21 protein-coding genes are annotated in these 21753 nt (G+C 63.3%); 10 read left to right on the forward strand and 11 right to left on the reverse strand.

The genetic code is table 11. From position 1 onward, the window contains the following. Window positions 1-23 precede the first annotated feature (23 nt). From RX331_RS14865 to RX331_RS14885, 5 genes are all read right to left on the reverse strand, one after another. The gene (locus RX331_RS14865; protein ID WP_317257256.1) at window positions 24-752 is read right to left on the reverse strand and encodes an amino acid ABC transporter ATP-binding protein; all 729 of its coding nucleotides are present in this window, start codon (window positions 750-752) and stop codon (window positions 24-26) included. Next, entirely contained in the window at window positions 739-1389 is a 651-nt protein-coding gene (locus RX331_RS14870; protein ID WP_317257257.1) for an amino acid ABC transporter permease, read from the reverse strand. Before RX331_RS14870 ends, RX331_RS14865 begins: the two co-directional genes overlap by 14 nt. A 3-nt stretch (window positions 1390-1392) precedes the next feature. After that, window positions 1393-2055, reverse strand: a complete 663-nt coding sequence (locus RX331_RS14875) for an amino acid ABC transporter permease (protein WP_317257258.1) — start codon at window positions 2053-2055, stop codon at window positions 1393-1395. Between the two features lie 21 nt (window positions 2056-2076). Continuing rightward, a complete protein-coding gene (locus RX331_RS14880; RefSeq protein WP_317257259.1) occupies window positions 2077-2856 on the reverse strand; it encodes a transporter substrate-binding domain-containing protein in 780 nt (259 codons plus the stop codon). Window positions 2857-3071: 215 nt separating this feature from the next. Next, a complete protein-coding gene (locus tag RX331_RS14885; protein ID WP_317257260.1) occupies window positions 3072-3626 on the reverse strand; it encodes a PAS domain-containing protein in 555 nt (184 codons plus the stop codon). 556 nt (window positions 3627-4182) lie between these two features. Here RX331_RS14885 and RX331_RS14890 point away from each other — a divergent pair. Beyond that, a complete protein-coding gene (locus tag RX331_RS14890; protein WP_410708281.1) occupies window positions 4183-4980 on the forward strand; it encodes a rhomboid family intramembrane serine protease in 798 nt (265 codons plus the stop codon). Window positions 4981-5166: 186 nt separating this feature from the next. Next, complete coding sequence (locus RX331_RS14895; RefSeq protein WP_317257262.1) at window positions 5167-5595, forward strand: CBS domain-containing protein; 429 nt, start codon at window positions 5167-5169, stop codon at window positions 5593-5595. Window positions 5596-5633: 38 nt separating this feature from the next. On the opposite strand, the gene RX331_RS14900 is transcribed toward RX331_RS14895, so the two are convergent. Further along, on the reverse strand, window positions 5634-6713 hold the full coding sequence (locus RX331_RS14900) for a patatin-like phospholipase family protein (RefSeq protein WP_317257263.1): 1080 nt from the start codon (window positions 6711-6713) through the stop codon (window positions 5634-5636). 235 nt (window positions 6714-6948) lie between these two features. Between RX331_RS14900 and RX331_RS14905 the strand changes: the two genes are divergently transcribed. Next, entirely contained in the window at window positions 6949-8016 is a 1068-nt protein-coding gene (locus tag RX331_RS14905) for a hypothetical protein (RefSeq protein WP_317258134.1), read from the forward strand. Between the two features lie 141 nt (window positions 8017-8157). On the opposite strand, the gene RX331_RS14910 is transcribed toward RX331_RS14905, so the two are convergent. Both RX331_RS14910 and thrS read right to left on the reverse strand, forming a co-directional pair. Beyond that, complete coding sequence (locus tag RX331_RS14910) at window positions 8158-8721, reverse strand: nitroreductase (RefSeq protein WP_317257264.1); 564 nt, start codon at window positions 8719-8721, stop codon at window positions 8158-8160. A 294-nt stretch (window positions 8722-9015) separates the two neighbouring features. Further along, window positions 9016-11058, reverse strand: coding sequence for a threonine--tRNA ligase (gene thrS / locus RX331_RS14915; RefSeq protein ID WP_317257265.1), 2043 nt, complete (start codon window positions 11056-11058; stop codon window positions 9016-9018). A 344-nt stretch (window positions 11059-11402) separates the two neighbouring features. Here thrS and RX331_RS14920 point away from each other — a divergent pair, with 344 nt between their 5' ends. Together RX331_RS14920 and trpS are read left to right on the forward strand one after the other, a co-directional pair. Further along, window positions 11403-12527: an MFS transporter gene (locus tag RX331_RS14920; RefSeq protein WP_317258135.1), complete on the forward strand. Its 1125-nt coding sequence runs from the start codon at window positions 11403-11405 to the stop codon at window positions 12525-12527. A gap of 368 nt (window positions 12528-12895) precedes the next feature. Continuing rightward, window positions 12896-13915, forward strand: coding sequence for a tryptophan--tRNA ligase (gene trpS, locus RX331_RS14925; protein WP_317257266.1), 1020 nt, complete (start codon window positions 12896-12898; stop codon window positions 13913-13915). Window positions 13916-13933: 18 nt separating this feature from the next. Here the strand turns inward: trpS and RX331_RS14930 are convergent, their stop codons facing one another. Next, window positions 13934-15250 (reverse strand): alpha/beta hydrolase, encoded by a 1317-nt coding sequence (locus RX331_RS14930; RefSeq protein WP_410708209.1) that lies wholly within the window; start codon window positions 15248-15250, stop codon window positions 13934-13936. Window positions 15251-15548: 298 nt separating this feature from the next. Here RX331_RS14930 and RX331_RS14935 point away from each other — a divergent pair, with 298 nt between their 5' ends. Together RX331_RS14935 and RX331_RS14940 are read left to right on the forward strand one after the other, a co-directional pair. Then, entirely contained in the window at window positions 15549-16913 is a 1365-nt protein-coding gene (locus RX331_RS14935) for an APC family permease (RefSeq protein WP_317257267.1), read from the forward strand. A gap of 2 nt (window positions 16914-16915) precedes the next feature. After that, window positions 16916-18151, forward strand: a complete 1236-nt coding sequence (locus RX331_RS14940; RefSeq protein WP_317257268.1) for a hypothetical protein — start codon at window positions 16916-16918, stop codon at window positions 18149-18151. Here the strand turns inward: RX331_RS14940 and yidD are convergent. Further along, entirely contained in the window at window positions 18148-18483 is a 336-nt protein-coding gene (gene yidD, locus RX331_RS14945) for a membrane protein insertion efficiency factor YidD (protein ID WP_317257269.1), read from the reverse strand. The two genes, RX331_RS14940 and yidD, sit on opposite strands and share 4 nt — an antisense overlap. Window positions 18484-18760: 277 nt before the next feature. Here yidD and RX331_RS14950 point away from each other — a divergent pair, with 277 nt between their 5' ends. Further along, complete coding sequence (locus RX331_RS14950; RefSeq protein ID WP_317257270.1) at window positions 18761-19684, forward strand: hypothetical protein; 924 nt, start codon at window positions 18761-18763, stop codon at window positions 19682-19684. Between the two features lie 170 nt (window positions 19685-19854). Here the strand turns inward: RX331_RS14950 and RX331_RS14955 are convergent, their stop codons facing one another. After that, the gene (locus tag RX331_RS14955) at window positions 19855-20304 is read right to left on the reverse strand and encodes an iron-sulfur cluster assembly scaffold protein (RefSeq protein ID WP_317257271.1); all 450 of its coding nucleotides are present in this window, start codon (window positions 20302-20304) and stop codon (window positions 19855-19857) included. A gap of 243 nt (window positions 20305-20547) precedes the next feature. Between RX331_RS14955 and folE the strand changes: the two genes are divergently transcribed. Both folE and hisI read left to right on the forward strand, forming a co-directional pair. Continuing rightward, complete coding sequence (folE, locus tag RX331_RS14960) at window positions 20548-21270, forward strand: GTP cyclohydrolase I FolE (RefSeq protein ID WP_317257272.1); 723 nt, start codon at window positions 20548-20550, stop codon at window positions 21268-21270. Window positions 21271-21298: 28 nt separating this feature from the next. After that, window positions 21299-21727, forward strand: a complete 429-nt coding sequence (gene hisI, locus RX331_RS14965; protein WP_317257273.1) for a phosphoribosyl-AMP cyclohydrolase — start codon at window positions 21299-21301, stop codon at window positions 21725-21727. The last annotated feature ends 26 nt before the right edge of the window (window positions 21728-21753 follow it).

Genomic DNA, 21753 nt, shown 5'->3' on the forward strand with positions numbered 1-21753 from the left:
CCGGGCTTGACGAATGCCCTTGCTCAGCCGACCTGTCCGACGAACTGCTGCAGTTCCGGGGTGCGCGGCGCGGCGAACACTTCCTTCGGCACGCCTTCCTCATGCACCTTGCCGTGGTGCATGAAGACGAGCTTGGTGCCGACGTCGCGGGCGAAGCGCATTTCGTGCGTGACCAGGATCAGCGTCATGCCCTCTCGCGCCAATTGCTCGACGACGCGCAAGACTTCGTTGACCAACTCGGGATCGAGCGCGGAGGTGATCTCGTCGCACAGCAGGACTTTTGGCCGCATCGCCAGCGAGCGGGCGATGGCGACGCGCTGCTGCTGGCCGCCGGAGAGTTCGCTCGGATAGGCATCCATCTTTTCCGACAGGCCCACCTTGGCCAGCACCTCGGCGGCGGTGGCGCGGGCTTCGGCCTTGGACGTCTTGTTGACGACGGTCGGCGCCAGCATGACATTCTCGGCCGCGGTGAGATGTGGAAACAGGTTGAACTGCTGGAATACCATGCCGACGTGGCGGCGCAGCTCCCGCAGATTGGTAGCGGCGCCGCCGACCTCGATGCCGTCGGCGACGATGCTGCCGGATTGATAGGTCTCCAGCCCGTTAATGCAGCGGAGCAGGGTGCTCTTCCCCGAGCCGGAACGGCCGATGATTGCGACCACGTCGCCCTTGGCGATATCGAGCGAGACGCCTTTCAGCACCTCGTTCTGGCCAAAACTCTTCCTGACGTCACGAATGCTAACGAGCGACATTGAGGCGGCCTTCGATTTTCTTCGCCCACCAGGACAGCGGGAAACAAAGACAGAAATAGATCAGCGCGACCAGAGAGTAGACCAGGAACGGCCGGAAGGTCGCGTTGTTGAGCATGGTGCCGGCCTTGGTCAGTTCGACGAAGCCGATGATCGAGGCGAGCGCGGTGCCCTTGATCACCTGCACCGAGAAGCCGACGGTTGGCGCGACCGCGATGCGGGAGGCCTGCGGCAGGATGACATAGCGCATCTGCTCGATATAGCTGAGCGCCAGGCTGGAGGAGGCCTCCCACTGGCCTTTTGGAATGGATTCGACGCAGCCGCGCCAGATCTCGGTCAGGAACGCGCTGGTCCAGAATGTCAGCGCCAGCGTCGCGGCAGCCCACGGCGAGACCTCGACGCCGAACAACGCGATGCCGAAGAAGAACAGGAATAGCTGCATCAACAGCGGCGTGCCCTGGAAGAACTCGATGTAGACCTTGGTGAACCATTCCAGCGGCGCGATCCGCGACGTCCGCATGAACAACAGCACCAGCCCGACGATGCCGCCGCAGACAAACGCGATCAGCGACAGCACGATCGTCCACTGCGTGGCGATCAACAGGTTGGAGAGTATGTCCCAAACACTGAACTGCAGCATGGTTCACCTCGCCTTGAAGATGACGCGGCCGAGCGCGCGCAGCGCGGCGCGCATCAGCATTGCGAGTACGAGGTAGGCGAGCGCGACCAGCAGGTAGACCTCGAAGTTGCGGAAGTTCCGCGATGCCACGAAGTTGGCGGCATAGGTCAGGTCTTCCGCCGAGATCTGCGACACCACCGCCGAGCCCAGCATGACGATGATGATCTGCGACGACAGCGCCGGATAGATTTTCCGGAACGCCTGGTTCAGCACGATGTGGCGCAGCACTTCCCATTTGGTCATGGCGAGGCTGAGGCCGGCCTCGATATGCCCTTTCGGAACCGCCTCGATGCCGGCGCGGATGATCTCGGTGGAATAAGCGCCGAGGTTGATCACCATCGCAAGGAAGGCCGCGGTGGTTTCGCTGAGCTTCAGCCCCAGCGCCGGCAGGCCGAAGAAGATGAAGAACAGTTGCACGATGAACGGCGTATTGCGGATCAATTCCACATAGACGGCGACGATGCGGCCGAGCCAAACGGGTCCGAACGTGCGCGCCGCGGCGCCCGCGGTGCCCACGGCGATGCCGGCGACGGTCGACACGATCGTCAGCACGATCGTGAAGACCAGCCCATACAGCAGCACGTTCCAGTAGGGTAGCAGTTCGGCGAATTGCAGCTTGTAGGACACTCGGCCGCCCCCGGTCTTACGTCAGAAGCCGGGCGGCAGCGGTGCCTTCAGCCATTTCTCCGACAGTTTGCCGATCTCGCCCGATGCCTTTGCCTTGGTGATGATCTCGTTGACCTTGGCAAGCAGCGCCGGCTCGTTCTTGTTGAGCCCGACATAGCAGGGGCTGTCCTTGATCACGAATTTCAGCGCCGGCGCACGGGCAGGGACCTTTTCGGCGATCGCAGCCGCGACCGTGTTGCCGGTGGCGATCAGGTCGACCTGGCCGGACACGAACGCGGCGATGGTGGCGTTGTTGTCCTCGAAGCGCTTGACGGTGGCATCCGCCGGCGCCATGGCGGTCAACGACTGCTCCTCGATCGCGCCGCGGGTGGCGCCGATGGTCTTGCCCTTGAGGTCGGCGGCGCTCGCAACAGCGATGGCCTTGGTGCCGAACACGCCGGAGAAGAACGGCGCGTAGGCGATCGAGAAGTCGATGACTTTTTCGCGCTCCTCGTTCTTGCCGAGGCTGGAGATGACGAGGTCGGCCTTGTTGGTCTGCAGATAGGGAATGCGGTTGGCGCTGGTCACCGGAATGATCTCGGTCTTCACCCCGAGTTCCTTGCCGATCAGGTTGGCCATGTCGATGTCGTAGCCCTGCGGCTTGAGATCGAGCCCGGCCGAGCCGAACGGCGCAAAATCCTGCGGCACCGCGACCTTGATGACCTTCGACTTCATGATGTTATCGAGGGCGTCGGCATGGGCCTGCGTCGCCACCGCGGCAGTGGCAATTGCGGCGGCGAGCAACAATTTCTTGAACGGCATTCTTGGATCTCCGAGGTTACAACGGAACGTGCCCTGCGAGATTTCTCTCGGGGCATCATTCGGCGATGTGGCCCGGCTCCACGTCGTGATTCGACCCTGCCTGACGCCTCGCGTTTAGGCAATGCTCGGCCGTGCTTTTTTTGAGGGCTGTTTCTGGAGCGTTTTCGAGCATGGTCAGGCGGACCATGCTATGTCAGCGAACCAGTGGTTCGTGATTACCGCAGGCCTTCATAGACCATGAAGCCGCGCGCGATGGCGAGCTTGCGCAGGGCGCGGGGGACGAACTTTTGCGGCGTGTGCACATAGCGCCACGACGTCAACTTGAAATCGCCGATCGTGGTGAGGTTGTCTTCAAATGGCGCCAGCAATCCGGTCAGGCTGATCGGCGCATGCGCCCGGTTGTTGAACGGCAGCAGCAACAACTCCAGATGCGCCGTCTTGCCATCGTCCGAGGTGGCGGTGACGCCGGCGATCGCTGGCAGCATTTCTTCCGCGACATAGGTGATGATTTCCTCGATCTCGCCGCGACTATGCTCGGTGAACAGCGCGGAGAAACTGGCATCCTTGAGGTCGCGGCCGAGCAGGGCGCTGACCCGGGTTCCGGCGACGCGAAACGGATAGCCGGCGGAGTTGTCATAGGACAGCACGAAAATGTCGCCGAGCAGTTCGCGCACTGCGCCCGGCTCGATCTCGCTGCGGTCCGGCGCCCGGGCATCGCCGCGCTTCGCATTCCAATAGGCGAAGAACTCGCGGCTCGATGGGTGTTTCATGTCCTTGTCCTTCGCCCCCGGATTGCTTGCCGCGAGACACTTCTGTCCCGCTTTTGCGCAACGCGCCTTCCCTCGGCTGTTGTGCAGAACGGGCTTTGCAGCGTCCATGCCGTTGAGCCGATTTGGCCTCGCCGGGCGCGGCTTTGTGTTGTTAACGTTAAATTAACTATGAGGTTGGCGAGGGCGAGGCGCTACGCATAGGGTGGAACGCATCGGACGGCGCAGGCTTATCTCAGGGTAACTCCGGCGCAGTTGGTACACAGTGGCGTCAAACAGTTTGGTCGTCGCGCGGGGAGGGGTGGGGATGTGATCCTTCACTCCTGGGGCGTGAGAAGATCAGCAGGACAAGGGAGGATGTTCTCAGCATCCTCCCTTTTTCGTTTGTTCTCTGGGCGGCGATATCCGTGTCCCGGACGCGGCGCAGCGCCCCTTGGCGGTGCGCCGCGTCACTGCGTGCCGCGCCGCGTTCGGGACGCGAAAGCTGTGTTTGCGCACTTGCACAGGGCGGGCAAAGCCGCCTATCTGGACCCATACGCCTTCAAGCCCAGCTAAGGTCCTGGACCCCTTGCAATCCCAGCCCTACTCCTCCGATGTCGAGCCGCCGGACGCGCCGCATGAGCCGATCCTGACGCTGCCGGGCGCGCTGACGGCCTATGTGGCGCTGATCGCGATCATTCATTTGCGGGTGCTGCTGCCGCCGGAGTTGGAGAACTGGACCATCGACGTGTTCGGGTTCATCCCGAAGCGCTACGATTCCACGCTGCTCAACATCAGGTTTCCGGGCGGGGCGGGGGCCAAGGTCTGGACCTTCGTCACCTATTCGCTGCTGCACGCCAATCTCAGCCATATCGGCTTCAACGTCCTCTGGCTGCTGCCGTTCGGCAGCGCGCTGGCGCGCCGGTTCGGCCCGGTGAGATTCTTCACCTTCATGGCGGTGACGGCGGCGGCGGGCGCGCTGGCGCATCTCGTCACCCATGAGCACGCCATCGCACCGATGATCGGCGCCTCGGCCTCGGTTTCCGGCGCCATGGCCGCCGCCATCCGCTTTGCCTTCGTGCGGGGAAGCTTTCTTTCGTTCCGGCGGGGTGATGCCGATGCCGCCGCCAAGGTTCCAGCGCTGTCGCTGGCGCGTGCGCTGCGCAACCCGCGCGTGCTTGGATTTCTGGCGGTGTGGTTTGGCGTCAACATCATCTTCGGCCTGGGTTCGATTTCGATCGGTGCCGAAGGTGCAACTGTTGCCTGGCAGGCGCATATCGGCGGCTTTCTCGCCGGCCTGATGCTGTTTTCGCTGTTCGATCCGGTGCCGCACGGCATGCGGCACGCGGCATCGCCGGACGAGCCAGGCCGCGTCTGATCGCCGCTTGCGGCGAGAGGCGATTTCATCCATCATCTGCGACAAAAGTTGTAACGCAAGCCAATGCCGCTGCCATGCAGCCGCGCTTGCAGACCGTGGCCTGAAACGAAACCGGCGCGGGAACTGTTGATTGAAGACTCGCGAACAAGTCGGGCCCTCGGGCGCGAACGGATTCAGGAGGCGACAATGACGGTACGTTCAATTCTCGACACCAAGGGCCATCAGATCACGAGCGTCGAGCCGGACGCCAAGCTTTCGGCTGCGATCAAGACTCTCGGCGAGCGCAAGATCGGCGCGGTGCTGGTGATGAACGAGGGACGGCTCGAAGGGATCTTGTCGGAGCGCGACATCGTCCGCGTGCTGGGCGAGCGCGGCGCCAGGGTGCTCGAGGAGCCGGTCAGCGCTGTCATGACGCGCAAGGTCGTGAGCTGCCGCGAGTCGGATACCGTCGCCGGCATCATGGAAATGATGACGATCGGCAAGTTCCGCCATTTGCCCGTCGTCGAGAGCGGCAAGGTGGTCGGCCTGATTTCGATCGGCGACATCGTCAAGCGCCGTGTCCAGGAATACGAGGCCGAGCAGGAAGCGCTGCGCGACTACATCAAGACGGCCTGATTTCTTTTGACGCGTTTTCTTGATGCGAAAACGCTAGGTTATTCCTTGTCCGCCTTTTCGACCGGCGGTTCGGCTACGGCCGCCGGCGGCGCCAGAATGTGGATCGCCTCCTGGATCGAATCGATTGCGCGCTCGGCGGCCTTGACGCCGTGGGCGATCAAATCGTCGGCGCGGTGAAAATCGAACCAGCCGATCTTGCCGACGCGGGGCGAGATCAAGAGATCGGGCGGATCGCCGGCGAGCCGGGCGCGGGTGATGCGGTCCTGCATGATGTTGAAGGCATCGACCATGACCGAGGAGATGCCCGGCCGTCCGCCGCCGCCGAAGAACTCGCGCTTCATGGTGCGTTCGGCCGAGAAGAATTTTCCGATACCGCGCCTGCGCGGCTCCGGCTCGGCTGCTACCTCCGGCATCACCGATACCGAAACGCTGGGCACGGCACCATGCGAATAGATCGTGGTGGAGTGCGCGAAGACGTCGCTGGAAAGATTGGCGGCGATGACGATTTCGGCGCCGAGCGCACGCGCTGCCGACACCGGCACCGGATTCACCAGTGCGCCGTCGACCAGCCAGCGGTCGCCGACCAGGACCGGTGAAAAAATTCCAGGCAGCGCGTAGGAGGCGCGCATCGCATCCACCATCGGGCCATGGGTCAGCCAGATCTCGTGGCCGGTGCGCACCTCAGTCGCGACAGTGGCAAATTTCACCGGCAGTTCCTCGATCAGGCTCTGGCCGAGCGCAGTTTCCAGTTCGGCCGCAAGCTTCGCGCCGCCGATCAGGCCGGAACCGTTCAGGCGGATGTCGAGGTAGGAGAGGACGGTTCGCGGCTGCAGGCTGCGCGCCCATTCCTCGAGCGTATCGAGGTGTCCGGCGGCATAAGCGCCGCCGACCACGGCACCGATCGACGTTCCGACAACGACATTGGGCATGATGCCATGGGCGGCCAGCGTGCGGACGATGCCGATATGGGCAAAGCCGCGCGCGGCGCCGCCGCCCAGCGCCAGCCCGATCACCGGCCGGCGAATGCTGCCGAGCCCCACTTTGTCCTGGGCCTTGTCTTGAGCTTCGTTTTGGGCATCAGAGCCCTTCTGGCCGCGGCCCATCCAGCTATCCAACACGCAAACTCTCCTGCGGCTTCAGAGGATATTCGCCGCGGCGCGGACGCGCCAGAACTGCCTATTCCGATCCGGGCGCATGGTTTACGCCCCAAGGAAGCGGCCTAGGCAGGGAATGTGACTGGACCACGACCGCCGCATTAACATTGGGTGCCAGGACCGGTTCCGAACCCCGTAGCTGCCCGGACTTGGGCGCCTGAGGCTTGAATTTGCCGCGTTTTCGGTGAAAAGCATGGCCATGATTTCGGGCGATCACGGTATCGTTGGAAGCGGGCGGGGCCGATGGCTTTTCCCGGCACTGGCCCTTGCCTGGGTGCTGCTGATTCCGACCACCGCCTCGGCCCAGTGGTTCTCGGACCGGCCGCCACCAGTGCCGCCCGCCGCCGTGCCGGAGAGCCAGTCCGGGCCTGCCATGAACCTGGCGCCGCCATCGGATACGAGGGGGCTGCCGCCGGTTTCGACGCCGCTGACCCAGCCGACCATCGTTCAGCCGCAGGTTACCGCAGTGCCGCCGGTCGTCCCGCCGCCGGGGGCGCCAACCCCCAACCAGGCCGTGCTGTCGCTGAACGCGCGCTATGGCAAGGACCTGCCTGTCATCAATGGCGGGCTGGTATGGCGGGTCTTCGCCGACAAGCCCGACGACACCGGTACGTTCAAGCTGATCCGGGAGGAGCGCGGCGCGACGCCGAACATCGTGCTGCCGCCCGGCAATTACGTCGTCCACGTCGCCCTTGGCCTCGTCAGCGCGGTACGTGCGGTGAGCCTGAAGGCGGAGACCGACCGTGTCTCCTTCGTGCTGCCGGCCGGCGGGCTGCGCATCGAAGGCCGTGTCGGCTCCAGCAAGATCCCGCCGAACCAGATTTCGTTCGCGCTTTACAAGGGTAGCCAGTTCGAAGGCGGCGCCGAGCGCTCCTCATTGATTCCCAACGTGGCCGCTGGCGATGTCGCGCTGCTGCCGGAAGGCACCTATTACATCATCTCCAACTATGGCGATGCCAACTCCGTCGTGCGCTCCGACATCCGCGTCCAGGCTGGCAAGCTGACCGACGTGACGGTCAGCCATCGCGCCGCTGTCATCACGCTGAAGCTCGTCGGCGACAAGGGTGGCGAGGCGCTCGCCAACACCGCATGGTCGGTGATCACGCCGGGCGGTGACGTCATCAAGGAATCGATCGGAGCGTTCCCGCGCGTGGTGCTGTCCGAGGGCGAATACCGGGCGATCGCCAAGAATGAAGGCAAGGTGTTCGAGCGGCCCTTCAACGTCGTCAACGGCGTCGATGCCGAGGTCGAGGTCATCGCGCGCTAGCCGCGGATGGCTTGGCGCCGGGCTGCCCCGATAAAAATCGCAAAACAACCCCATGCAAAGCAGGATTTGCCCCGGCTCTCGGTGCTCATCCCGCTTCCATCCGGGACAGCAGAGGTCTGCCGTTACCGCGGCGTGCCGGCCTCAGAACCGCGTCACGATATCCGGCAGCGCCGGGCGAGGGCGGTCCTCGGCCGGTTTCGAAGGCGTGCCGATATGAATGAAGCCGGCGAGCTTCTCGTCCGCCTTCAGTCCGAGCCCGTCGAGCACGTCGCGGTCGAACGCGAACCAGCCGGTCAGCCAGTTGGCGCCATAACCGAGCGCGGTGGCGGCGGTGACGATGTTCATCGCGCTGGCGCCGGCGGACAATTGCTGCTCCCAGGCCGGCACCTTCGGATGCGGCCTGGTGAAGCTGACCACGGCGATCACCAGCGGCGCATCCATCAACCGGCGTTTCTCGACCTCGATGTCGGCGGCGGGGGCGGACGGATTCTTCTTGGCGAATACCCGCGCGATGATGTCGCCGGCCCGCGCCCGCGCGTCGCCCTCGAACACGATAAAGCGCCACGGCGCCAGCTTGCCATGATCAGGCACCCGCGCGCCGATGGTCAGGATGGTCTCGAGTTCGCTCGCCGTCGGGCCGGGGCCGCTCATCTCGCGCGGCTTGACCGAGCGGCGGATCTTCAGGAGTTCGATAGCGTCGGGCACAAGGGTTTCTTTCGTCGATCTGGGAATTTGTACCACCGAGATAGGTGGCTTCGGAGCCTATGGAAGCCAATTTAGATCGATTGTGATAATATCAGCCGACACACCTTTACCTGAGCCTTCGACCGTGCGCAGGCCAATCAAATCTGACCGCGAGTATCGCCGAGCTCTCAAAGAGATCGAGGGATTAATGAATGCCCGGATTGGTTCGCCCAAGGGCAAGCGGCTCGATGATCTGGTTCGTCGAGTGGAAGTATGGGAGCGGAAAAAACATAATCCGCTCCACACACTTTCTTCCTAAGCCGCGCGTGCCCGCTTCACGTCCGGTGGCGTTGCTTCCTCGACGAGGGCGGCGATCGCCTCGTCGGTCGGCATCACCTTCTGGCCGTCACTGCCGAGCCGGCGGACCGAGACGGTATGGGTCTCGGCTTCCTTCTTGCCGACGACGAGCAGGGCAGGGATTTTTGCCAGAGAGTGCTCGCGGACCTTGTAGTTGATCTTCTCGTTGCGCAAATCGATCTCGACGCGAAGGCCGGCGCGCCGCGCGGCAGCGGCAACTACCTTGGCGTATTCGTCGCCCTCCGAGGTGATGGTCGTGACCACAACTTGGGTCGGCGACAGCCAGAGCGGGAAGTTGCCGGCAAAGTGCTCGATCAGGATGCCGATGAAGCGCTCCATTGAGCCGCAGATCGCGCGATGCACCATCACCGGTGCCTTCTTCGAACCGTCGGCATCGATGTAGAAGGCGCCAAAACGTTCCGGCAGGTTGAAGTCGACCTGCGTGGTGCCGCACTGCCAGTCGCGGCCGATGGCATCGCGCAGCACATATTCGAACTTCGGCCCGTAGAACGCGCCTTCGCCCGGATTGATCGCGGTCTTGATGCGGTTATTGCCGCTGGCCTGGATTTCGGCCAGCACGGTCGCCATCACGCGCTCGGCATGATCCCACATCTCGTCGGTGCCGACGCGCTTCTCCGGCCGGGTCGAGAGTTTTACGGTGAGTTCGCCGTCGAAGCCGAAATCGGCATAGGTCGACAGGATCAGCTCGTTGATCTTGAGGCACTCTTCCGCAAGCTGCGCCTCGGTGCAGAACACATGCGCGTCGTCCTGCGTGAAGCCGCGCACGCGCATCAGGCCGTGCATCGCGCCCGACGCCTCGTAGCGATGCACCACGCCGAATTCGGCGAGGCGCAGAGGCAGGTCGCGATAGCTCTTCAGGCCGTGCTTGAAGATCTGTACGTGGCCAGGGCAGTTCATCGGCTTCAGCGCAAACCAGCGCTTGTCCTCGGCCTCGTCGCCGGCCGACTGCGCCGCGAACATGTTCTCGCGGTACCAGTCCCAATGGCCCGACGTTTCCCACAACACCTTGTCCAGGATCTGCGGCGCGTTGACCTCGTCATAGTCGCCCGTCAAGCGGCGCCGCATGTAGGCGATCAAGGCCTGGAAGATGGTCCAGCCCTTCGGGTGCCAGAACACAACACCAGGGCCTTCCTCCTGGAAATGGAACAGGTCGAGCTCGCGGCCGAGCTTGCGGTGGTCGCGCTTCTCGGCTTCCTCGATCTGCTTGAGGTAAGCGTCGAGCTCCTCCTGCCTGGCGAAGGCGGTGCCGTAGATGCGCGTCAGCATCGGGTTGTTGGCGTCGCCGCGCCAATAGGCGCCCGCCACCTTCATCAGCTTGAAGGCGTTGCCGATCTTGCCGGTCGAGTTCATGTGCGGGCCACGGCACAGATCGAACCAGTCGCCCTGGAAATAGATCTTGATCGGCTCATTCCCGGGAATGGCGTCGACCAGCTCGACCTTGAACGCCTCGCCCTTGTCGCGGAACACCTGCTTGGTCTTCTCGCGGTCCCACACTTCCTTGGTGAACGGCTTGTCGCGCGCGATGATCTCGCGCATCCGCTTTTCGATTCCCGCAAAATCTTCCGGCGTGAACGGCTCGTTGCGGAAGAAGTCGTAATAGAAACCGTTCTCGATGACCGGGCCGATCGTCACCTGCGTCCCCGGCCACAGCGACTGTACCGCTTCCGCCAGCACATGCGCGCAGTCATGCCGGATCAACTCCAGCGCGCGCGGGTCCTCGCGGTTGATCAGTTCGAGCCGGGCGTCCTGCGAGATCGGATCGTTGAGATCGGTCACCACGCCGTCGAGCGCCATCGCGACCGTGCGCTTGGCAAGCGAGGGCGAAATGCCCTTGGCAACATCGAAGCCGGTGGTGCCCTTGGCGTAGTCGCGTTTCGCGCCGTCGGGGAAGGTAACTGTGATCTTTTCCAAGGGTTCAGCCGGTTTCAGATTGGCGAGGCCAAACTGGAAGCCCGATGGGGGCGTATTCTGGTCAGGCATTGTCGTCTCCTAAAGCTCACTCCTGCGAACGAGCGCAGGTAAGCGGGAAGCAGCGGTATAGCAGGGGATTCGGCTCCTGCAATCGGGCAATTTCGCCAAATAGCGTGATGGGAGAGCGGCCGCGGGAGCTACACTTGGCCCCATCGCCCGGAAAAGAAGACCGGTTCTCCGTCGCGGCGGCGCATGGGTGTCCGCGCCGTCAAATCAATAAAACTCATGACGGCGATGACAAATAATCCGGTATCGCGTCCTTTTCTTGGCGCGGCGTGGACCGTACATGCACGTGCATGAAACATGTGCCCGTGCCCGTCCAAACCGAACGCCGCTTCGCCCCCACCGCCTTGATGCTCGGCAACCTCGTGACCGGCTGCTCGGTGCTGGCGCCGGCGGGCATGCTGGTTGAACTGTCTGCTGGTCTCGGCGTCTCGGTCCGTACCGCCGGGCTTCTGATCACCTTCGGTGCGATCATGCTGTGCGTCGGTTCGCCCGTCACGGCCTGGCTGACCTCCAGGATCGAGCGCCGCACGTTGTTGACGGCAACGCTGGCCGTGCTCGCCTTGACCAATCTCGCCTCCGCCTTTGCGCCTGATTACGCGAGCCTGCTGGCCATTCGTCTCCTCATGCTCGGCATCGGCGCGCTTTACACCCCGCAGGCCGCCGGAACCGCGGCGCTGATCGTTCGGCAAGAAAAGCGCGGCAGCACCATCGCCTATATCTTTCTCGGCTGGTCGCTGGCGGCGGCCGTGGGCCTGCCGGCGATCACGTTCATCGCCAGCCGCTATGGCTGGCCGGCGGTCTATGCCGCGATTGGCGCGATGAGCTGCCTGAGCTTCCTGTTGCTGGGCTGGCGGCTGCCGCGCGGGCTGATCAGCGCGCCGGTCGATCTCAAGACCTGGGCCGCGATCGGCCGCAACCCGATGATCCTGCTGCTGCTGTTGATCACGACGCTGCAGATGTCCGGCCAGTTCGTGGTGTTCACCTATATGGGTCCGCTGCTGGCGCGGCTCACCGGCGCCGGGCCGGACCCGATCGCGCTGGTGTTTGCCTGCTACGGCGCGTGCGGCGTGATCGGCACTGTTATTGCGACCCGCATCGTCGACTCTTGGGGCGCCTGGAAGACGTCCATGCTGTTCACGTCGATATTGCTGACGGGCCTCGGCGGCTGGGCGCTCAGCGCCGGCATCTACCCGCTGATGGCGGTTTCCGTCGCGATCTGGGGCATCGGATTTGCGTCCACCAATTCGATGCAACAGGTGAGGCTGGTCGCCGCCGCACCTGCGCTCGCCGCCGCCTCGGTGTCTCTCAACACATCGGTGCTCTATATCGGACAGGCCATCGGCTCGGCGATCGGTGGCTTCCTCTACGCGCGCGATCTCCTCAATGCCTCCGGCTATGTCGCCACGGCCTTCGTCGCTTTGGCGGTGACGACGGTGGTTCTGACCAGGCCGAGGAAGAGCCGGAGCGCATAGTCATAGGCCGCCAATGTCTGCTTTGTAGTTCCGTTGCCGATCGCTGATGATCACCTTGCCACGCGGATGGCGCCGATGCCTGTTGCAGCATCGACCACTTTCAGGCTCATCGCGGGCACGTCGAGAATAACGCCAGTGTCGGCTTCCGACTCCATTTGAGGCATCAAGCCGACTTGCTTTCCTCTGAGGTCTCGTCAATATCGGCCGTATGACTGTCGTCGTGATCACGCTTGCGAACTTGTGGTGGCGCTCCCCTTAGGAGCGGCACGGCTTTGTCATTCACCCAACCGTCGCCGCCGTTCATCGGCTTGCGAGGTTGCTTTCATCAAAGTCCGATTGAACGGCGGCTCCTGATCCGGAGAACCGCGATGCAAGATTCGTCAGCCACCCTCCCTGTTATCTTGACCGGTGACAGAACAACCGGACCGTTGCATCTAGGGCACTACGTCGGCTCGTTGAAGAACCGCGTCGCCCTGCAGACTACACACCGGCAGTACCTGCTGCTGGCGGATAACCAGGCACTCACGGACAACGCGCACAATCCCGGCCGGGTGCGTGACAATGTGATTGAGATCGCGACAGACTACCTCGCTGTCGGCATCGACCCGAACCAGAGCACGATCTGTCTTCAATCGCATCTTCCGGCACTGGCCGATTTGACCCTGCTATACATGAACTTTGTCACGGTCGCGCGGCTTGAGCGCAACCCAACCATCAAGGACGAAATTCAGGCGCGAGGCTTCGGCAGAGATATTCCTGCAGGCTTTCTCTGCTATCCCGTCGCCCAGGCCGCAGACATAACCGGCTTCAAAGCGACGATTGTCCCGGTTGGAGAAGATCAAGCTCCATTGATTGAGCAAACCAATGAGGTTGTTCGCCGCATCAATCGCCAAGCTGGTGTTGACGTGCTGCCAGAAGCTCACGCGCTTATTCCTCGCATCGGACGTCTTCCAGGCATCGACGGCAAAGCCAAAATGAGCAAGTCGCAGGGCAATACTATCCGGCTATCAGCAACAGCCGATGAAATACGTGAGGCTGTCCGGCGGATGTTCACTGATCCAAACCATCTAAAGGCGTCTGATCCGGGGTGCGTTGAAGGCAACGTGGTCTTTACGTACTTGGATGCGTTCGACGAAGATCACATCACGGTTGAGGATTTGAAGGCACGCTATATCCGCGGCGGTTTGGGCGACAGCATTGTCAAGAAACGCCTAGATGATGTGCTGCAGGCACTTCTTGCGCCAATCCGAGACCGTCGCTGCGCACTCGCTCGTGATCCGGGCTATGTGCTGCAGGTCGTTCAGCGTGGCACTGCGCGAGCGCGGGAGATCACCGATGCCACTTTGCGCGATGTTCGCGCCGCGCTCGGTCTATTCATACTGAGTTAGTCGGTCAAAGAAGGGAGATTACCGGCCCACGTAAGGCGCGCTGGCGATCCGCGTCAGCGCCGGTGTTGCGGCCATCTTGACCAGCACTTCCTTGACCGGATGCTCGGTCCAGGCCTGGGTCACGTAGTCGCGATGCGTGACGCCGTCGGGCGTCTGCACGAACACGACGCTGCCGGGGCGCAGCGACCCGTCCATGCTTTCGCTGACCGCGATGCCGCGGTCGCGGAGCATCTGCATCAGCTCGAGGTCGTGCCGCTTGGTGTGGCGGGTATAGGAGGAGACGAAGAAGCCGGTCCGGTTCTTCTCGATCCATGACGCGAACTTGTCGAACTCGCCATAGACGGCATCGAGCAGAACGACGCCGCGGACGCGGCCAGAGAGGCCGCCGACCTCGAGGCTCCATGCGGTCGGCAGGAAGCCGCCGCTATAGCCGACGATCACGATTGGCATGTTGGCAAACGCCTGCGCCGATTTCGGATCGCCATAGAGGCGGGCGAGGTGGCCCGCCGATTCATCGATGAAGCGCTTGAGGCCGCCCGGCTGCCAGAACTTGCCCGCCGAGGAGTCGGCGGCATTCACCGCCATCTGCGGCGCGAGCAGCACGGCGTTGGCGCCGGAATCGGAGATCTGCTGCGGCACCAATTGGCGGTCGCGGACGTCGCGCTCCAGCGTCGCGCCATTGCCGTGGAAGAACACCACGATCACGCCCGGCTTTTTGACATCGAACGCTTCGGGGACGTGCACCAGCACGCGGCTGTCATTGTAGGTCTCGTCCTGCCAATAGACCCGCCCGCTATAGTTCTTGTGTCCCTTGCGCTCGCCCTTGGTGATGTTGAGGAAGGGCTCTTCGGAGTTCGGGTTGGTGCCGAAATAGGGGAAGGCGGAGGACTTCATGCTGACCAGCGTGGTCAGCTCCTCGCGCTCAGGTCGCGGCAAGGTGAGCGCCGGCGTCAACGCGGCGACCCGCACCGGCTCGGTGCGTACCGCGCGCGCCTCCGGCATCAGCGCGACCTGGCGCTGGATCTGCGGCAAGCTTTCGCTGGCGCTGGGGAAACGATCGGCGAATTGCAACTGCGGGAAGCGGTCTTCGAACCTGTCGACAGAAGCCTGCGACTTGGACTTGCCGGCGTGCAATTTGGCGCCGTCGGTGTTCGCCGCCAGCGTGCCGGCATCGGGCGCCTTGCCGCGTTGAGCGAGAACAAAGGACAGTGGCACAAGCAGCGCAGCCATCGCGACCCAGGGCCATGGTCGTCGCAGGACGTGGCGCAGCACGATAGATCGCGCCGTCCAGGCAGCGCGATCTATCGTCTGGAATTTCGGATTAGCTCCGACCATCCACCCCAATGTCCCAAGATCCACCGTCAACCAGCGTAAACTTGAACGCGTTTAGGCGACGCTAAGCGTCCGGAAAAACTCCCCACTTCCGGACGCCCCAAGAGACCATGCAATCGTGTCCCGATTGTGGGACCGCCACGATGTTTTCGCAATCCAGTAGTGGCACGGTGGCGTCTGGCGGTACCATGAGACCTATTTTGCCTCTCAATTTAAACCCTTGTTAACACTGCTTGAATTGGATCGTTTCAGCCTGCACGATGCGTCTCCTGGCTGCGGGCGCTTGAGGGTGGGCTCCGAGATGGCGGCATCAGAAACGGGGACTTGGTCCGGTTCGCTCTCCGGACGCGGCTCCACGGTTTCGGTCCTGGTGGCGGTTGCCATCGTCGTTGCCGACATGGTCGGCGTCGGCGTCTTCACCAGCCTCGGCTTTCAGGTCAAGGACATCCCGTCAGGCTTTTCGATCCTGTTGCTGTGGACCGTCGGCGGCATCGTCGCGTTATGCGGGGTGTTTTCCTATGGCGAGCTCGGCGCGATGTTTCCGCGCTCGAGCGGCGAATACAATTTTCTCGGCCGCGCCTATCACCCGGCCTTCGGTTTTGTGGCGGGCTGGGTATCCGCGACCGTCGGCTTCGCCGCGCCGGTCGCGCTAGCCGCCATGGCCTTCGGCGAGTACGGCAGGTCGGTATTTCCGGATGCGCCGCCGCTGGTGCTTGCGGTCGGCGTGGTCTGGCTGGTGTCGCTCGTGCAACTCGCCGGCATCAGGCATTCCTCGACCTTTCAGCTGATCGCGACCATCTTGAAGGTGGTGCTGATCGTGGCCTTCCTGGCCTGCGGCTTCGTGATCGGCACGGCGCAGCCGGCCTCCTTTGCGCCGCAGGCCGCGGACTTCACCCATATCGTCAGCGCCCCATTCGCGATCAGCCTCGTGTTCGTGATGTATTCCTTCTCGGGCTGGAACGCGGCGACCTACATCATCGGCGAGGTGAGGCTGCCCGAACGCAACGTGCCGCGGGCGATGCTGATCGGCACGCTGATCGTACTCGTGCTATACGTCGCGCTCAATGCGGTGTTCCTGCACACCGCGCCGATCGACAAGCTTGCCGGCCAGCTCGACGTCGCCCGCATTTCCGGCAGCTACATCTTCGGCGAGTTCGGCGGCCGCATCGTCGGCGCGATGATCTGCTTCGGGCTGATCTCCTCGATCAGCGCGATGATGTGGATCGGGCCGCGCGTCATGATGACGATGGGCGAGGACCTTCCGGTGCTGCGCCTGTTCGCGCGAAGGTCGACCGGCGGCGCGCCGGCCTATGCGATTCTTTTCCAGCTCACGGTCGCGAGCCTGATGCTGTTCACGCGCAGCTTCGAGGCGGTGCTGGAATTCATCCAGTTCTCGCTGCTGTTCTGCTCGTTCTTCACCGTGCTCGGCGTCATCAAGCTGCGCATCACGCATCCGGATCTGCCGCGGCCCTACCGCGCCTGGGGATACCCGGTAACGCCGCTGGTCTTCCTGCTCGTGACCGGCTTCATGATGTACTATCTCTTGAAGGAACAGCCGCTGCGCTCGTTCCTAAGTCTTCTGATCATGTCGTCAGGTCTGTTGATTTACGCCGTCTTCCGCAAGCGGACAGATCCGGTCCCGACGGCCGCCGTGGGCAGCGAGTGAGCATGCGGCATTCCCTGAGAATGGTGACAGTTGCGGCTGGGTTGCTGCTGGCGGCCATGGCTTGCGCCCGTGCCCAGACCGCGACGCTGGACGACACCGCGAAATTCCTGGCGGGCATGATGCCGTCGGCGGATTCGCCGCTGGTGCCGCTCACCAAGGAGGCGGCCTGGCAACGCCACGCCAAATTTTTCGACAGCGCGTTCGGCCAGCTCGAGCAGCGCCAGCTGTCGCGGATCCGCGCCTGGGCCGATATCAATCTGGCGGCGCCGAAGCCGACCATGTTCTACATGTTCTCAGGGCCCGATTTTCTCTATGCCAACGCCTTTCATCCGAAGGCGTCGACCTATGTGCTGAGCGCGTTGGAGCCGGTGGGTTCGGTCCCCGACCTCACAAGACTTCCGCGCGGCGGCATCGCATCGGCGCTCTACAACGTCGAGCGTTCGCTCTCATCGATCCTGAGCTTCAGCTTCTTCATCACCAAGCAGATGAAGACCGATCTGCAGGCGGGCCAGATCAGCGGCACCTTGCCGATCCTCTACGTATTCCTGGCGCGCTCGGGCATGACGGTGAAGAGCGCCACGCCGGTCTCGCTCGATGACAAGGGCGCAGCCTATTTCGCCGGCGAAAATCCCGGCCCCAATGCCGTCCGCGGTGTGCGCATCATCTTCGCCGGTCCCGAAGGGCAGGAGAAGACGCTGTATTACTTCTCGACCGACCTTTCCAATTCCGGCGTAAAGGCGAGCGGCTTCCTGAAATTCTGCGAGACGCTCGCGCCCGCCAACAGCCTGATCAAGAGTGCGTCCTATCTGCTGCACTCCGGCAACTTCACCACGGTGCGCAACTTCCTGCTCAACAACAGCGCCACCATCATCCAGGATGATTCCGGAATTCCGCTTGGCTATTACAGCACGAAGAAGTGGCGTCTGTTTCCGTTCGGCCGCTATCTCGGGCCGGTCGACAAATTTCCGGGGCGCTATCAGGAATCCTACGCCGCACTGTTCCGCCGCGCGCAGCCGATCGATTTCGGCATCGGCTATCGCTGGCGCACGCCTGAAACGAACGTGTTGCTGGCGGTGAGACTGCCGGACGATGGATCGCCCGCCATCGATGCCACGACGTCGGCCGAGGCGCCGCCACCGCCGCCGCCGCGAAAGCCGCGGACGCCGGCCTACATAGGTTCGCGGCCACTGCCGGATTGGTGGCCGCAGCGCGGGGATGGATTTTTCTTCTGGCGCTAGGCGGTGGAATCCGAACGCTTTGCAGTCGAGTTGACACCGCGCCAGCGTCCGTAGCGCCACGGCAGAAACCATCGCGCACCCGGCGGTGTGATGAGCGGCACATTGTCGATGCCGGATGTGCCCCATGGTTGGCAGCGCAGGATCCGCGCCAGCGTCATCCAGCCGCCGCCCCACAGGCCGAAACGCTCGATCGCTTCGTCGCCATACACCGAGCATGTCGGCAGGTGCCGGCAGTTGTAGCCGACCAGCGGCGACAGCGTGTGGCGGTAGATCCAGATCAGCGCGCGTCCTGCATTTCGCGGCAGACGACGCGCTGTGCTGGCACAGTCCATGCATTGTTTTTGGTGTGAGGATGAATGTTTCGCGCGCGCCATGCAGAACTATGTACGTAGTTTTGCGGGAGTTCCAAAGCAAGGAACTTAATTCGTGCAGATATTTAGCCACACTTCGCAATTATCGCACTGCAAAGTAACGCTGCAAGCCAAGGTATTATGGACGGCACACGTCAGCACAGTTACCGTTTTCGTACGGATCGATGACAGAATCGTATCACGCTAAGATGGGGCCATTGCTGCGAGTCGTAGACCGGGCTTGGGGGAAGGAACCAAATTGAGCTTTGTGACATCGCTGAAATTCCGCGGATGGGCTCTTCTCGGTGCCGCCGCCTTTTGTCTCGCATTGCCAGGCGCCATCACGACGCTGGGTAATTCAGCGTATGCCGGCGGCACCCTCGAAGAACGCAAGCAGCCGATGCATTTCAAATGGAATGCATGCCAGGGCGATTGCAAGGGCTGGGTCTCGGCGGTCGGCATCGTCACGTCAGACAGCCCGCGGGAGTTCGAGGAGTTCGCCAAGGGCCGCCAACTGGCCGGCGCCACCATCGTGCTGGATTCCAGCGGCGGCTCGGTCAATGATTCCATCACGCTTGGCCGCAAGTTCCGCAGTCTCGGTGCGTTGACCACGGTCGGCGCCACCGTGCGCACACAGACGCCGAATGGCGAACGCGCCAGCGTTGTGCCGGAAGCCTATTGCGAGTCGATGTGCGTGTTCCTGCTGCTCTCGGGCAAGACCCGTTACGTGCCGCCGGTCGCGCATGTCCGCGTGCACCAGATCTGGATGGGCGACCGCGCCGACGATGCCAAGGCCTCGAGCTACTCCGCGCAGGATCTGATGATCGTCCAGCGCGACATCGGCCGCCTGACCAAATACACGTTCGACATGGGCGGAACCGGCGATTTGCTGTCGCTCGCGCTCAGCGTGCCGCCGTGGGAAGATCTCCACGAATTGTCGCGCATCGAGTTGCGCTCGGCCAATCTCACCACGACCGAGATGGCCGCGGACGTCTTCCCGCAAGACAATGCGGGCGTGCCGATGGCGGAAGCCAAGCCGTCCAAGCCGCAGGACCGGTTCGTCAGCTCCGCAATGGACGATATGCAGCCGCAGCAGGGCAAGTCGACGAAAACCGCGGAGGCCGCGGTTCCGACCGGCGGCAAGGCGAGCGCGCCGGCGCAGCCGGCCGCGCCGCAGAAATAAGCTGCATCGGCAGAAGTAGGCTCCATCCCAACAAACGGTGTCATCATCCGCCTTGTGCGCAATTGCGCACTGGAGCGGATGATCCAGTACGCCGCGGCGTTTGTGATCGAACGAGAATCCTCGGTGTACTGGATACCCGCCTGCGCGGGGTATGACGACGGTGGACGGGGCTAAGCCTGCGCGGTCTGCTTGGCCCTGGCCTCGATCTGGCCGATGGCGTCGACCACGGCGTCGAAGGTCAGCATCGTCGAGGCATGGCGGGCCTTGTAGTCGCGCACCGGCTCGAGCAGGGCGATCTCGGCCCATTTGCCCTGCGGCGGACTGCCGTTTTCCTTCAGCATCTTACGGACAGTTTCTCGCAGGTCACGTAACTCCTCAGCCGTCGAGCCGACGACGTGCCTTGCCATGATCGAGGAGGAGGCCTGGCCGAGCGCGCAGGCCTTCACGTCATGGGCGAAGTCGGAGACCACGGGGCCATCCATCTTGAGATCGACCTTGACAGTCGAGCCGCACAGTTTGGAGTGGGCGGTGGCGCTGGCGTGAGGGTCGGGAAGGCGGCCGAGCCGGGGAATATTGCCCGCCAGTTCGATGATCCGCTTGTTGTAGATGTCATTCAGCATGTGCGTAGGTGTCCGGGGCGACGGTCCGAGCGCCCTTGTCCGAGCCCTTGGCGGCTGGGTTTCATCGTCCTATATATGGACAGGAACGGCGGAAAAACAGCCTCGCCGTTCGCCGAAGCCGAGCCGGCGCGGAAACCGGATCGGCCCTTGGCGTGTTGTGGATGGGACTCAGGCGCCCGGCGGTCAAACCGCCCCGTCTGCCCGGTGACACTCCGGCCCCAAGGCCGGTCGAACGGAGAAGACATGGACGCATTGATCAAAACTCTCCGCCCCGGCAAGCCTTCTGACGCCAAGCCTACCGATGTGAAATCGCCCGATGTGGCCCCCGATGCCCGTCCTGCCGAGCTCGATCCCGCCGAGTTCCTGGCCGCCGCCGTCCGTGCCGACCTGCCGCGCCCCTCGCGCGCGGAGGCCGAGCACGCCGTGCACACCTTGCTCAGCTATATCGGCGAGAACCCCTCGCGCGAAGGCTTGCTGGACACGCCGCGCCGGGTCGTCGAAGCCTTCGACGAGCTCTATCAGGGCTACCATCAGTGCCCGGCCGAGGTGCTGGACCGCACGTTTGGCGAGACCGCCGGCTACGACGATTTCGTCCTGGTCCGCGACATCGAATTCACCTCGCAATGCGAGCACCACATGATGCCGTTCTACGGCAAGGCGCATATCGCCTATACGCCGGTGGAACGGGTGGTGGGATTGTCCAAGCTGGCGCGACTCACCGACATCTTTGCCCGTCGCCTGCAGACCCAGGAGCACCTGACCGCCCAGATCGCGGCTGCGATCGACGAGGTCCTGAAGCCGCGCGGCGTTGCCGTGCTGATCGAGGCGGAGCATACCTGCATGTCGGTGCGCGGCGTCGCCAAGCACGGTGCGACGACATTCACCAGCCGCTTCACCGGCATGTTCCGCGACAATCCGGCGGAGCAGCAGCGCTTCCTGTCCCTGGTGCGAGGCCCGAACCGGTAACCTCGCTTAACTTTTCGCGAGGGTCACCGTGTCCCCATCCGCAGCGACCAACGAGCGTGAAGAGGGGCTGGTCTTCCAGCCGAAATTCGACGCGTCCGGCCTCGTCACCTGTGTCGCCACCGATGCGGCGACCGGCGACGTGCTGATGGTCGCGCACATGAACGAGGAAGCGCTGCGCAAGACCATCGCGAGCGGGGACGCCTGGTACTTCAGCCGTTCGCGCAACGCGTTGTGGCGGAAAGGCGAGACCTCGGGTCAGACCCAACGCGTGGTCGAGATGCGGATGGATTGCGATCAGGACGCGATCTGGATCCGTGTCGCGCAGCAGGGTGCCGCGTGTCACACCGGGCGGCATTCGTGTTTCTATCGCAAGGTCGAGGCGGCGGACGGCGGCACGCGGGTGTCGTTCGTCGATGCTGAGCGCCAGTTCGATCCGGACGATGTGTATCGGAAGTGACGTCGTCCGTTCCCCGGATGCTGCGC

The sequence above is a fragment of the Bradyrhizobium sp. BWA-3-5 genome (assembly GCF_032917985.1).
Classification (GTDB): Bacteria; Pseudomonadota; Alphaproteobacteria; order Rhizobiales; family Xanthobacteraceae; genus Bradyrhizobium.